The organism is Streptomyces sp. NPDC016459 (genome assembly GCF_040632845.1).
Lineage (GTDB): Bacteria > Actinomycetota > Actinomycetes > Streptomycetales > Streptomycetaceae > Streptomyces.
On the sequence record NZ_JBEYCR010000010.1, the window covers coordinates 17,917 to 31,276 of the forward strand.

General features: G+C 73.6%; 11 protein-coding genes and 1 pseudogene. 10 read left to right on the plus strand and 2 right to left on the minus strand.

Annotated elements, in window-relative coordinates; all coding sequences use genetic code 11:
• Positions 1–452: 452 nt before the first annotated feature.
• The 6 genes from ABZ567_RS22985 (at position 453) to ABZ567_RS23010 (ending at position 7,389) form a co-directional block, all read left to right on the plus strand.
• Positions 453–1,538, plus strand: a complete 1,086-nt coding sequence (locus ABZ567_RS22985; protein WP_360792845.1) for a radical SAM protein — start codon at positions 453–455, stop codon at positions 1,536–1,538.
• 76 nt (positions 1,539–1,614) lie between these two features.
• Positions 1,615–2,277: an iron-containing redox enzyme family protein gene (locus ABZ567_RS22990; RefSeq protein WP_360792847.1), complete on the plus strand. Its 663-nt coding sequence runs from the start codon at positions 1,615–1,617 to the stop codon at positions 2,275–2,277.
• A gap of 77 nt (positions 2,278–2,354) precedes the next feature.
• Positions 2,355–2,534 carry an aroma-sacti cluster domain-containing protein gene (locus ABZ567_RS22995; RefSeq protein WP_360793212.1) on the plus strand — a complete coding sequence of 60 codons (180 nt, stop codon included), beginning with the start codon at positions 2,355–2,357 and terminating at the stop codon, positions 2,532–2,534.
• 127 nt (positions 2,535–2,661) lie between these two features.
• Positions 2,662–5,937 (plus strand): adenylate/guanylate cyclase domain-containing protein, encoded by a 3,276-nt coding sequence (locus ABZ567_RS23000; RefSeq protein ID WP_360792849.1) that lies wholly within the window; start codon positions 2,662–2,664, stop codon positions 5,935–5,937.
• Positions 5,934–6,773: a S8 family serine peptidase gene (locus tag ABZ567_RS23005; protein ID WP_360792851.1), complete on the plus strand. Its 840-nt coding sequence runs from the start codon at positions 5,934–5,936 to the stop codon at positions 6,771–6,773. The genes ABZ567_RS23000 and ABZ567_RS23005 overlap by 4 nt, the downstream gene beginning before the upstream one ends.
• A gap of 25 nt (positions 6,774–6,798) precedes the next feature.
• Positions 6,799–7,389, plus strand: coding sequence for a GAF domain-containing protein (locus tag ABZ567_RS23010; RefSeq protein WP_360792853.1), 591 nt, complete (start codon positions 6,799–6,801; stop codon positions 7,387–7,389).
• Between the two features lie 227 nt (positions 7,390–7,616).
• Here the strand turns inward: ABZ567_RS23010 and ABZ567_RS23015 are convergent.
• Positions 7,617–9,176, minus strand: a pseudogene (locus ABZ567_RS23015) (PP2C family protein-serine/threonine phosphatase); the annotation flags it as partial.
• 236 nt (positions 9,177–9,412) lie between these two features.
• Here ABZ567_RS23015 and ABZ567_RS23020 point away from each other — a divergent pair.
• The 4 genes from ABZ567_RS23020 (at position 9,413) to ABZ567_RS23035 (ending at position 12,488) form a co-directional block, all read left to right on the plus strand.
• Positions 9,413–10,288: an oxygenase MpaB family protein gene (locus ABZ567_RS23020; protein WP_360792855.1), complete on the plus strand. Its 876-nt coding sequence runs from the start codon at positions 9,413–9,415 to the stop codon at positions 10,286–10,288.
• Positions 10,289–10,555: 267 nt separating this feature from the next.
• Positions 10,556–12,043, plus strand: a complete 1,488-nt coding sequence (locus ABZ567_RS23025; RefSeq protein ID WP_360793214.1) for a SulP family inorganic anion transporter — start codon at positions 10,556–10,558, stop codon at positions 12,041–12,043.
• A gap of 151 nt (positions 12,044–12,194) precedes the next feature.
• Positions 12,195–12,347 carry a hypothetical protein gene (locus ABZ567_RS23030; protein WP_360792857.1) on the plus strand — a complete coding sequence of 51 codons (153 nt, stop codon included), beginning with the start codon at positions 12,195–12,197 and terminating at the stop codon, positions 12,345–12,347.
• Positions 12,348–12,359: 12 nt separating this feature from the next.
• The gene (locus ABZ567_RS23035) at positions 12,360–12,488 is read left to right on the plus strand and encodes a hypothetical protein (protein ID WP_360792859.1); all 129 of its coding nucleotides are present in this window, start codon (positions 12,360–12,362) and stop codon (positions 12,486–12,488) included.
• A 56-nt stretch (positions 12,489–12,544) separates the two neighbouring features.
• Here ABZ567_RS23035 and ABZ567_RS23040 read toward each other — a convergent pair whose 3' ends face one another.
• Positions 12,545–13,240: a 4'-phosphopantetheinyl transferase superfamily protein gene (locus ABZ567_RS23040; RefSeq protein WP_360792861.1), complete on the minus strand. Its 696-nt coding sequence runs from the start codon at positions 13,238–13,240 to the stop codon at positions 12,545–12,547.
• Positions 13,241–13,360: the final 120 nt, after the last annotated feature.

The following is a 13,360-nucleotide window of genomic DNA, read 5'->3' on the forward strand; positions in this document are numbered from 1 at the left end:
TCGGTCAGGAGAGGTCGCTGGAGTTGTTGACGATGCAGCCGGCCTCGGCCTCCTCGTCCTCGCTGTGGGCGACGACCTCGATGTCCTCGTCCTCGATCGGCTTCGGGTTCGTGTTCTCGGGCATGTTCGTCCTCCTTGGTCGGCGGCGTCGCTGCGCCGGCTGGGAATGAACGTACGGATGCCCGGTATGGGAACGCCTGGTCGTCGGTTGGAGGCCGGTATGGGGCGACGACGGGAGCGCGGAACACCGCGGGAACCCGGCCAGTCGCCCCGTCGCCCGCCCTGCCCGTCCCACCGCGCCCGCCGGGATCAGCCCTCCGCGCCCGCCCTGACCTGGAACTTAACCGATTACCAGGTGTTCCCGAACCGGAAGTGTGGCGTCCCGCGTCACGATCCGGGTGACGCCCTGCGTAAGGGAATCCGGGCGACGCCCCGCGTACGGAGGAGGAGACGTGGACCTGGCGGAGCTGATCGGCCTGCGGCCGGTGCCCTGCGGCGGCCTCCTGGTGGCACTTACCCGCCGCTGTCCCCTGAGCTGCGCCCACTGCTCCACCGACTCCTCCCTCTCGGTGTCCGAACGGCCCGACCCCGAGCAACTGCTGCGCTTCGTGGGTTCGTTCGGTACGGAGGACCGCCCGGAGGTGGTCATGCTCACCGGAGGCGAACCGCTGCTGCTGCCGGAGCTGGTCGTCCGCCTTGCGGGACGCGCGCGCGACGCGGGTTCCCGGACGGCGCTGCTCAGCGGGATGTTCTTCGCCCGTGACGGGCACGTCCCGGACCGGATCATGCGGGCGATCACGGCCCTCGACCACTTCTCGGCGAGCTTGGACGTCCACCACGAGCGCGAGGTCCCGCGCGCGGACGTGCTGCGCGTCCTGCGGTCGGTCCTCGACACCGGGACCCCCGTGAGCGTCCACCTCACCGGAACCGGTCCCGACGACCCGTACCTGGCGGAAGCGGTCGGGGACATCCGCCGCGTCTTCGCCGACCGGGTACCGCTGCTGGTCAACGAGGTCCGCCCGCTCGGCCGCGCCGCCGGCCTCGTCCGCGCGACACCGCCCGGACCCGGCGGCTCCGTGACGGCGCCGTGCGCCCTCGCCGCCTGGCCGGTCGTCGCCTTCGACGGGACCGTGGCGGCCTGCTGCAACCAGTGGACGGTGGACCGGCGCCCCGTGCCCCCGCACCTACGGCTCGGCCACATCGCGGAGGACGACTGGCCGGCCGTCCGCGCCCGTTCCCTCGGTTCACCGGTGCTGCGGATGCTGCGGACGGTCGGCCCCCAGCGGCTGCACACCCGGTACGCGACCTCGGCCGCACCGGCCGGCTACTGCCGCAGCTGCCACGCGCTCGCCGACCGCCCGGAGGTCCTCGCGGGCGCGGCCCGCGATGCCGGCGGCCGGGTCGGGGAAGTGCTCGACCGGCTCAACGCCCAGCAGCAACTGGCCGCAGGACCCGCCGCCCTGGTACGCCGCCTCGGCTGCGCCCGCTACGCCCACCTCGTCGAGTCGCCACCCGCACAGGAGCGGAGCAGCCGATGACCACGCGGGACCGCCGGCGTGTACGCGGAGCCGCCGATCGACGCGTACAGCACCCGATGACCACGTGGAGCCGCCGATGAACCCCACCGCGTCCCTCGCGCTCAGGACCACACTGACGCCCACCGCGCCCGTGCTGCGGGCCGCGATCGCGTCCCTGTGGCGACCGGACGGCCTGCGGCAGCGCTACCCGCGCTACCTGGCCGCCATGCATCCGCTCGTACGGGCCTCGGTGCCGCTCCTCCAGCGCGCCGCCGCCCGGTGCGCCGAGCTGGACGACCCGGCCGCGCCACTGCTCGCGGCGTACTGCGACCGCCACGCCGAGGAGGAGCGCGGCCACGACCTCTGGCTGCTCCAGGACCTGGCCGCCACCGGTGCCGAACCGGACGCCGTGGCCCACCCCGTCGCCGTCGAACTCGCCGGCGCGCAGTACTACCGGATCGAACACGAGCACCCCGTCGCCCTGCTCGGATACATCGCGGTCCTGGAGGGCAACGCGCCCGGGCCGCGGCTCGCCGACCGCCTCGCCGCGGCCACCGGGTTCCCCGACGCTGCGTTCCGCACCCTCAGGGAGCACGCGGAACTCGACGGAGGCCACCTCGACGACCTCTACCGCGTGCTCGACGCACTCGCGCCGACCCCGGCCCGGCGGACCGCCGTCTCCGTCAGCGCGCTGCACACCACCCATCTGCTCACCCGGCTCTTCCTCTCCCTCGCCACGGCCCCCGGAGGACACCCGTGACCGACGCCGACACGCCGTACGACGCCGACTCCGCATCCTCCGGACCCCCGTCCTCCGGTCCCCTCTCCGAACCCACCGTGGAGGCGCTCGCCGCCGCGGGCTTCGACGTCGACGCCCTCAGCGACGAACAGCACGAGGTACTGCGCGCGCTCACCCGGGAGGAACTGGCCCTGCTCGTCGACATCAGAGGACGACTCGACGCGGCGGCGCCCGAGGTACAGGCCCACGCCGACGTGGCGGGCGGCGCCCTGTTCTGAGCCCCGCCGCCCCGCCGTCCCGCGTCCACCGGAGGAACCCATGCCCTGCCCCTCGTGCCGGAGCGCACTGCCGCCCGGCGCCCGGTTCTGCCCCTCGTGCGGCAGTCCGAGCACCCCCGGGCCGGTCATGGCCAAACCGACCGGCCGCAAGGTCGTGACCGTCCTCTTCTGCGACCTGGTGGGTTCCACGGCCCTTTCCGGAGCGTTGGACGCGGAGACCCTGCGCTCGGTGACGCTCCGCTGGTTCGACCTCATGCGGCTGCGGATCGAGGACCAGGGCGGCACCGTGGAGAAGTTCATCGGCGACGCCGTGATGGCCGTCTTCGGCGTGCCGACGGTACGGGAGGACGACGCCCGCCGGGCGCTCGCGGCGGCCCTCGCCATGCGCGAGGCACTCGCCGGGCTCAACACCCGGCTGGAGCAGGCCGTCGGCGTACGCCTGGAGATGCGCATCGGCGTCAACACCGGTCAGGTGGTCACGGGTTCGGCGACCCTGCGGCAGGCGATGGTCTCCGGAGAAGCGGTCAACGTCGCCGCCCGCCTGGAACAGAACGCCGCCCCGGGGGAGATCCTCATCGGACCCGACACCCTGGCGGCGGCCGGACCGGGCGTCCGGACGGCGGACAGGGGCCCGCTGCTGCTCAAGGGCAAGAGCGACCGTGTCCACGCCCGCCTCCTGCTCGGGGTGGACGAGGAGGAGGACCCGGAGACGCTGCGCCGCTTCGACCTCGGCTTCGTGGGTCGATCCCGCGAACTCACGCTGCTGGAGGAGGCGTTGGCCCGGGTGGTACGGGAGCGCCGGGCCGGCCGTCTGGTGGTCGGAGGCGAGGCGGGCCAGGGCAAGACGAGGCTCGTACGCGAGTGGATCCACCGGACTGCGGTGCCGAAGGCACCGAGGGTGACGGGGACGAGGGCGGAGACATCGAGGGGGACGGCGACGAGGGCCATGGTCGCGCCCACGGCTGCCCGTCCGCGTCACGGCGTAGGACGCTGCCGGGCACGTGGCGAACAGCCCAGCCTCGGACCGCTCGCCGACGCCGTGGCCGACCTGCTGAAGACCGGCGGCAGGCCCGCACCCTCGCCCGAACTGGACCTCCTCGACGGGGGACTGCTCCTGGACGGGACGCCCACGCCCTCACCCGCGGACACCTGCGCGGCGCTCGCCAAGGTCCTCGCCGAGCTGTCCGCGACGGACCCCGTCGTGCTGGTGATCGACGACTGCCACTGGGCCGCACAACCGCTCTTCGACACCTTGGAACGGCTGCTGCGGGCACTCACCGACGCCGCCGTCCTCATCGTCCTCCTCACCCGACCGCACCTGTTCGACACCCGGCCCGAACTGGCCCAGGACGCCGTGCCGCTCGGTGGGCTCTCCGACGACGAGGCCCAGCTCCTGGCCGCCGAGCTCACCGGGGGAGCGGGGAGCGGGGAGCCGCTCGGACCACGGGTCCTGGCACGGGTGGGCGGGAATCCGCTGCACCTGGAGCAGTTGCTGCTCGCGGGGAACCAGGTGGAAGCGGACGCTGTTCCGCTCCGGCTCCAGGCCCTGATCGGCGCGCGGATCGACGCGCTCGACCCGCCGGAACACCGGGCCCTCGGAGTGGCGTCCGTCCTGGGCGGCGACTTCACCGCCGACGAGCTGACCGTGCTCGCCGGACACCCGGCGGAGGCGTGGACCGGTTCCGAGGTCCGGTCCACCCTGCACCGGCTGGTCCTGCACCGCCTGATCCGGCCGGACGGAGAGGCTTTCCGCTTCGCCGGAGGGCTCATCCAGGAGGTCGTCTACGCCAGCCAGTCCAAGATGGACCGGGCCGACCGGCACGAACGGGCGGCCCGCCTCGACTCGGTCCGTGAACGGGGCGGAGCGGCGGTCGGCGCCCATCTGGACCACGCCTACCGCTACCGGGTCGAGCTGGGCGCCCAGGACCCCCACACCGACGGACTGCGCCGCCGCGCCGCCGACGCGCTGGCCGAGGCCGGACGGCTGGCGCTCGCCCACGCCGACCCGGTATGGGCCGCCGACCTCCTTGCGAGAGCCACGGCCCGGTACGCGCCGGGCGAGCCGGGCAGCACGGCGACCCGACGACGCCTCGGCCAGACACTCCTCGACCTGGGCCGCGGCACGGAAGGCAGAGCCCTGTTGGAAGCCCTACTGGCGGAACTCACCCCGAGCGCGCCGCCGACCGGGGCACCGACGGCCCCGCCCGACGACTCGCCCCCCGGCGACGCCCCCGGCGGCGCGGCCGTCGCCGAGGCCGTCGTGGAGGCCGCCCATGCCCGTCTCGCCCTGGCCTCCGTCGGCCCGTCCGCAGGCAGGGGCGAGTCGTCCGCCGAAGCCGCGGGCGCCACCCTTCCGGTCTTCGCCGCGGCCGGTGACGACCTGGGTCAGGCCAAGGCCTGCCTGAGGCTCGCCCAGCGTGCCCAGGAACAGGGCCGGCACCGGGAGGCGGAACGGCTGCTGGCCCGCGCGCTCGACCACGCCGTGCGCGCCGACGCGGAGCCGGAGCGGGCCGCCGCCCTCGGCGCGACGGGCGTCTCGCTGTGGCGCGGTCCTCAACCCGTCGCGGACGCCGTCGTCCGCTGCCGCGAACTCCTCGCCGACCAGGGGGCCGGACGCCGGGCCGTACGCCTGACGCTCAACTGTCCCCTGGCCGTTCTCCTCGCCCTCCACGACGACCGTGACGGGGCCCTGGCCTGCCTCGCGGAGGCGGAGCAGCTCGCGAAACGGCTCGGGTACGCCGAGGCCGACGCGTTCCTGCCGCTCTTCGCCGCGACCGTGGCCGACCTGGCCGGCCGCCCGGACCAGGCGCTCCTGAGTCTGGAGCGGGCGGCCGCTTCGGCCCGGGAACTCGGTGCCACGCCTCTGCTGCGCAGTGCCCTCCTCGACGCCGCCCGCATCCGGCTGGACCTCGGGGACTGGCGTACCGCCGACGCCGCCCTCGCCGAACTGGAGGGGACGCGGGCCGAAGCGGTCCGGCCGCGCGCCGAGGCGGCCGACCTCGACGGTCTGCGTGCCCGGATCGCCGCGGTACGGGGGCAGTTCACGGCCGCCACCCGCCTGGCCGCCCGAGCGCTTGCCACCGCCGACCGCACCGACTCGCCCATCGTGCGAGGCCTCGCGGCCCTTGACCTCGCGCGCACGGCGCTCGCGCTCGGACAATCGGCCGAGGCCGCCGAGGCGGCGACACATGCCCGCGCGTACTTCGCGGCGAAGGGCCACCTCCCCGCCGTACGCCAGGCGGAGGCCGTGACCGGAGCGGTGTCCGGCGCACGCCGCCCCGCCTCCGCGCCCGCCGCCGTCCCCGTCCCCGGCGAGACCGCCCGCCCCGTCGCCGGCCCCGCCCCCGGCGAGGCCGCCCCCCGCGAAACCCCCCGCCCCACCCCCCACAAGGCCCCCCGATGACGACCGGTCGGCGGTCGGCGGCCGGGCTCACCTGGGGGTTGCGGGGGCGGGGGCCCGCGGATGTGCCCGTGGAGGCCGACGGGCCGCCGGACCCGAACGGGGGCGGCCCCGGACTCCTCGGGGGTACGGGCCGCGGCGTACGCGTCTGCGTGGTCGACTCGGGGGTCGAGCGGGACCACCCCATGGTCGGCCCGGTCGACGGGTCGTGGCGCGTCTTCAAGGACGACGACGGCGTCCACGTCGAGGAGACGGACGAGGGCGACGCCTGTGGTCACGGCACCGCCTGCGCCGGGATCATCCGGCGTACCGCGCCGGACTGCGAGCTGACCAGCGTCCGCGTGCTGGGAGAACGTTTCTCCGGCAGCGGGGACGTCCTGCTCGAAGGCATCCGGTGGGCCGTGCGGCAGCGGTTCGACGTGGTGAACCTCAGCCTGTCCACCAGCAGCGACCGCTTCGTGGAGGAGCTGCGCCGCCTCGCCGACGAGGCGTACTTCCAGCAGACGGTGATCGTCGCCTCCGCGCACAACACCCATGTGGAGAGCTTCCCGTGGCGTTTCTCCTCGGTGATCTCGGTGGGCAGCCACCAGGAGGACGACCCGGACCTCCACCTCTACAACCCCGAGCCGCCGGTGGAGTTCTTCGCCCCTGGCCAGCGGGTCCGGGTGGCGTGGCTCGGCGGCACGTCGATCCGCAGCTCCGGCAACAGCTTCGCCACGCCGTTCATCGCGGGGCTGTGCGCGCGGATCCTGTCGAGTCACCCCCGGTTGACGCCGTTCCAGCTGAAGAACGCCCTGTATCTGTCCGCGGCCAACGTCCGTGTCCACGGACGCCGGTAACGACCGGCGCCGGAAGGGAACCCCCATGGCTCAGACGATCACCCCCATAGCCTCCGCGGCACGTCGGCCCGATCCGGCCATAAAGGAGCTGCTCCAGTCGGTGGTGGACACCGCGCGCGCCCTCTTCGGCGCCCAGGCGAGTTCGATCCTGCTCCTGGAGGCCGCGGCGGACGAGCTCGTCTTCGAGGCCGTCTCCGGGCAGGGCCAGGACTTCCTGGTCGGCCGGCGTTTCCCGGCGGGCCGGGGGATCGCCGGGTGGGTCGCCGCGTCGGGGGAGCCGATGGTGGTCGACGACCTGCACGGCGGCGCGCCCTTCGACCGGGACATCGCCGAGTCCACCGGCTACGTGCCGAACGCGCTGATGGCCGCCCCCCTGATCCACGGGAACCGGGTCCTCGGGGTTCTGGAGGTGCTCGACCCGTCCCCCCAGGCCCGGTCCAGCCTGACGGAGCTCGACCTGCTGTGTCTCTTCGCCCGCCAGGCGGCCGTCGCCCTGAACGTCCTCCTGACGCACACCCCACGCCTCCCGACCCCGCCCCCGGACACCGCCGAGGACCCCTCCCGCACCGAACTCCTCCGCCTCCTCTCGGAAGCCCGCCGCCTCCTCGGCGACTGACCGACAGGCCCACCCCCGGAGCTGCACCCCCGCGGAGTCACCCCCCCCGCCGTCACGCGACCCCCTCCGTCACTCCACGCGGATCGCCAGGACACACGCGTCGTCCTCGTGCCCCGCGATCTCCGCATCAGCGAGCAGCGCGTCGACCACCTGCTGGGGGCCGCCGGGGACGACGCCTCGACCGCGGCGGCCAGCCGGTCGATGCCCACGGTCACGTCCTCGCCCCGCCGTTCGACCATGCCGTCGGTGTAGAGCACCAACATGTCGCCCGGCAGCAGCGGGGTCGACGAGGTCTCGTACGCGTACCCCGGCAGCGCGCCGAGGAGCGGACCGCGCTGTTCCGTCGCCAGCGCCTCGGCACGTCCGTCGCGCAGCAGGAGTGGCGCGGGGTGGCCGGCGTCGGCCCAGTGCAGGACCTTGTCCTCGTCGAGGTGGCCGGCCACCATCGTGGCCGTGTGCCCGGTGGGATCGCTGCACACCAGGTCGTTCATCCAGGTCGTGATCTCCCCGGCCGACGATCCCGTCTGGGCCAGGCCGGCCAGCGCGTGTCGCTGCTGGGCCATCCGCGCGACGGCGTCCAGACCGTGCCCCGACGCGTCGCCGATCGCCACCAGCACCCGGCCGTCGGAAAGGAGCCGGCACTTGTACCAGTCGCCGCCCACCGCCGCGTCGGGCTCGACGGGCCGGTAGGAGGCGGCCACCGTCAGGCCGACCGCCGCGAGCGCCTCCGAGTGCGTGGGAAGGATCGCCTCGCGCAGCGCGTCCGCGACCTTTCGTTCGGCTTCCGTCATGCGCCGCAGCCGGTCCGACTCCCGCTCCGTCTCGGCGAGGCGCCGACGGCTGCGGATCTGCGGGGTGAGGTCGCGGGCCACCAGGTTGACGGCCCACGTCCGGCCGTCCGTCCCGGTGACGGGCCGCCCGAGGAGGTCGAGCGTACGGACCTCGCCGAGGACCAGGAAACGGATCCGGGTCCATGCGGGCTCCTCACCCGCGAGCACGGAGGTGAGGAACTCGGAGAACGCCGTCAGATCGTCCGGCAGCAGCGCGTCGCACAGCTGGTCCAGGGTCCACGGCATGCGCACGTCGGCGTGGAAGATCCGGCTCAGCCCCTCCGACCAGGTCACCTTCCCGGAGAGCAGGTCCCAGTTCCCCCACCCCATCGACGCCAGGAACTGGGCGTCGATGGTGAGGAGCTCCGCCTGGGTCTGCACGGGCCGCCACGTCGCCAGCACCTGCTCCCCGCACCTGGCGGCGGAGTACAGCAGGGGAGTGCGGTGGATCCGGCCGAGCCGCTGCTCCGTGTAGTCCACCACCAGACCGTCCAGGGGCTTTCCCGTGTCCACCACGTCCGCGAGGGCGGACAGCAGACCGGAGTGCGCCGCGCCGGGCCGCGCCTCCAGGAACCGCTGGCCGACCTGGTGGTCCGGCGGCTCCAGCCACTCCGCCGACCTGACGCGGTTGCCGGCCACGATCCTGAAGTCCAGAACGGCCGCCGCATCGCCCCACACCGGTTCGAGCAACACCGCGGAGACCGGGATCGCGGCGAGCACCGAGCAGACTCCGCTGCCGCCGGGTTCGTGGGTGCCGCACAGACACCGGGTTGCCCCGTCCGTCTCCGCGGAGGGCGGCAGCACCGCCAGGGACTGCAACGGCGACGTCATGTCCGCACCGGTCGTCCGGCCCACCGGGCGTTCCGTGTGCCGGCGCACCGTCGCGCGCAGTGAGGTGACCTCACGGCCGATCATGCCCTTGAGGGCGTCGACGCTGTCGGGCAGGGGAAAGCTCATCGATCGCCTCCGGGCACCACATGACGTACCGCTCGCCTCCGAGTACGGCGGTGCGCCGCTCGGTTCCGCCGACCACTCGACCGACGGCGGTGGCGGTACGGACGCCGGCACACCCGCCGCCACGGGGGCGGCTGCCCTCCGCGGATGGCTTCATGCGCGGCCCGGCGCGCGCATCCGGGTGACCGTCGCGGCTGCGGCAGGGGGGGCGCGGGTCGGCCGGGAGCCATACTGGACGTGTGCCTCGGTCTCCGTCATACGTCCTCGCCCTGCGGGAGCGAGCCGGTGAGTCCCTGCTCCACCGGGTCGCGGGCCCCGAGGCGCATCGCACACGCGCGCGCATCCACGGCACGCCGGGCCCGCGCTGGTTCGGCCCCGACCGCCCCATCCGCACCGTGCACGGGGACGCGTCGATGTACATCGGCGGCCTCGCCGCCCTGCTGCTCCAGTCGCTGCACCCGACCGCGATGGCGGCGGTCGCGGCCCACTCGGGTTTCCAGGGCGACCCGTGGGGGCGTCTCCAGCGGACCAGCACGTTCCTCGCCGTCACGACGTTCGGGACCAGCGAGGACGCGGAAGCGGCGGTGACACGCGTGCGCGAGGTGCACGACCGGATCCGGGGAACGACGCCCGAGGGCGTGCCGTACCGCGCCTCCGACCCGCATCTCCTCGGCTGGGTGCACGTCGCCGAGACGGCGTGCTTCCTCCAGGCTCACCAACGGTACGGACGGGCTCCGCTCGACCCGGCCGCGGCTGACGGCTACGTGGCCGACATGGCCGAGGTCGCGCGGCGTCTGGGCGCGGAGCGCCCGCCCGGGACCCGCGCCGGCCTCTCGACGCGCCTGGCCGAGTACCGGCCGGAGCTGCGGGCCACACCCGCGTCCAGGGCGGCGGCTCGTTTCCTGCTCTCGGAACCACCGCTGCCGGCACTCGCCAGGCTTCCCTACGCGTTCCTCGCGGCGGCGGCGGTCGAGCTGCTGCCCGCCTGGGCGAGGACGTCCCTGGATCCGCCGGCCGCCACCCGGCTGCTGCTGCCGCTGGCCCGTCCGGGGGGCCGTGCCATCACCGGCGGCCTCCGCTGGGTGATGACGGCCCCTCCGGTGACGCAGGCATGATCACCGTACGGGGACGGGCGTCGTACGGCGAGTAGAGTTGCCGAGGGTGAAAGCGGCGTGCCGTCGCCTTCCCGCTGACGTGTCGGGGTCGACGGTGCCCCCGGTGAAGAACCGTATCCGGCGGGAGTGAGCGGGACGGAAGCGTGCGCGAGCCGCCGACGCCCACTGATTCCGTCCGTCCGCTGTGACGCCCCGTGCTGCCGGGCCTCGTCATGCCCCGCCCCGAGCCCGACAGGTTTCCCTCCTTTGTCCTCTGCTGCTTCCGCTCTGTCCCCGGCCGCGTACCTCCGTGGTCTGAAGCTCGACTGGCTGCGTGATCCGAAGGTGTGGCGCACCGAGGTGCTGGCCGGCCTGGTCGTCGCGCTCGCGCTGATCCCCGAGGCGATCTCCTTCTCGATCATCGCCGGTGTCGACCCGGCGATCGGCCTGTTCGCCTCCTTCACGATGGCCGTCGTCCTCTCGGTCGTCGGCGGCCGGCGGGCGATGATCTCGGCCGCCACCGGCGCCGTCGCGCTCGTCATCGCGCCGCTGAACCGCGAGCACGGCCTTGGCTACCTGGTCGCCGCCGTCATCCTGGCCGGTGTCTTCCAGGTGATCCTGGGCGCGCTGGGAGTCGCGAAGCTGATGCGGTTCATTCCGCGCTCGGTGATGGTCGGTTTCGTCAACTCGCTCGCCATCCTGATCTTCATGGCCCAGATCCCGGAGATGCGGAACGTGCCGTGGGCCGTGTACCCGCTGGTCGTCGGCGGTCTGGCCCTCATGGTGTTCTTCCCGAGGATCACCACGGTGATCCCCGCGCCCCTCGTCTCCATCGTCATCCTCACCGCCATCACCGTCGGCGCGGCCATCGCCGTCCCGACCGTCGGCGACAAGGGCGACCTGCCGTCCTCGCTGCCCGTGCCGGGGCTGCCGGACGTGCCGTTCACGCTCGACACCCTGACGACGATCGCCCCGTACGCCTTCGCCATGGCGCTCGTCGGTCTGATGGAGTCGCTGATGACCGCCAAGCTCGTCGACGACATCACCGACACCCCCTCGAACAAGACCCGCGAGTCCATCGGCCAGGGCGTCGCGAACATCGTCACCGGCTTCTTCGGCGGCATGGGCGGCTGCGCCATGATCGGCCAGACGATGATCAACGTGAAGGTCTCCGGCGCCCGCACCCGGCTGTCGACGTTCCTCGCGGGCGCGTTCCTGATGGTGCTGTGCGTCGTCTTCGGTCCGCTCGTCTCCGACATCCCGATGGCCGCACTGGTCGCCGTCATGATCATGGTGACGTTCGCGACCTTCGACTGGCACTCCGTCGCCCCGAAGACGCTCCGGCGGATGCCCGCCGGGGAGATCGCCGTGATGGTGATCACCGTCGTCTGCGTCGTGGTCACCCACAACCTGGCCGTCGGTGTCGTCGTCGGCTCGGTCACCGCCATGGTCATCTTCGCCAAGCGCGTGGCCCGCCTCGCCGAGGTCACCCCCGTGACCGCCCCCGACGGCGCCACCGTCGTCTACCGGGTCACCGGCGAGCTGTTCTTCGCCTCGTCCAACGACATCGTCGGGCAGTTCGACTACGCCGGCGACCCGGACCAGGTCGTCATCGACCTGAGCGCGGCGCACATCTGGGACGCCTCCTCCGTCGCCGCCCTCGACGCCATCGAGAACAAGTACGCCCAGCGCGGCAAGACGGTCGAGATCACCGGCCTCAACCACCTCAGCTCCGACCTCCACGCCAGGCTCACCGGGGAACTCGCGGGCCACTGAGACCGGTCACCGAACCGCCCTGATCGGCCCCTGCCCCGACCAGGCCGCCCGAGTGGTCCCCCCGTCCCCGAAGGAGGACGCTGGAAGGAAGGGCGTCCGGGTGTCGAGGGCGTACCGACGGCGCGCCTGCCCGGTCGCGAAAGGCCGCGCCATGCGCATGCTGCTGAAAGTTCAGATGGACACACAGGCCTCCAACGAGGCCATCAGGCAGGGCACCCTGCAGAAGACGATGGAGAGCGCGCTGAGCGAACTCCGTCCCGAGGCCGCCTACTTCGGCACCGAGAGTGGCTGCCGGACGGCGTAACTCTTCTTCGACATGGCCGACCCCTCCCAGATGCCGAAGTTCTCCGAGCCCTTCTTCATGGAGCTCGGCGCCAAGATCACGTACTCACCGGTCATGAACCGGGAGGACCTGGGCAAGGGCCTCGACGCCATCGGCCGGTAGGTGAGGGGCGTCCGACCGCGCCGCAGGTGCTCACCCGACCACCATCCGGCGGGGCGTCAGGGGCCCTCCCGTACGGCGACGGCCGCCGCGAAGGAAGGCGCGACCGGTACGTCGGTCAGTGACCACCCCGGCACCGCCGCCGGGTCGGGGCCCGTGCCGACGTACGTCCGCCGAAGCCCGCCGGCGAGTCCTTCGCCCGTGCCCTTGAGATACGCCTCCTTGCGCACCCAGCACCGGGCGAACGCGGCGGGCCGGCCGTCCACGGGCAGCCGGGCGAACTCCTCCCGCTCCCTCGGGTGCAGGCTGACCGCGACGAGGTCCGACGTCCCGGCCTCCGGGTACGCCTCGACGTCCACTCCCACCGGTCTCGTGGCGATCCCGACGAGGACCAGGTCCCGGCTGTGCGAGAGGGAGAAGTGGACGCCCCCGCCCCGCACGGCCGGCCGGCCGTGCGGCCCGCCGCAGAGCGGACAGTCCTCCCTGACGAACGCCACCTCGCCCGGCGGTACGTCCAGGTGGCGCCCGAGCAGACGCCGCAAACCGCCGTGCGCGGCGAGGTACCGCGTCCGGTCGTCCTCCCGCTTCAGCGCCTTCCACCGCCGCCGCTCCTCGGCGTCGAGGAGGCCGTACGCCTCGGGATCCGCCGCCACCCGCAGCAGCCAGAGCGCCACCGTCCCGTTCGCGAGGGGCGCCGCCGGTTCCGGCGCGGCACCGACTCGCAACACCCGCACGGGGGTGATCTCCATGGTCATGCGGTCATTCTGCACCGGCCCGTCCGGCTCCGCGGGGAGAGGGCGGAGCCCGAACCCCTCGCGTGTTACCGGCTGGTAGGGCATTCTTGCGGTCGACCATCCACACGGCCGGGGGCTGAG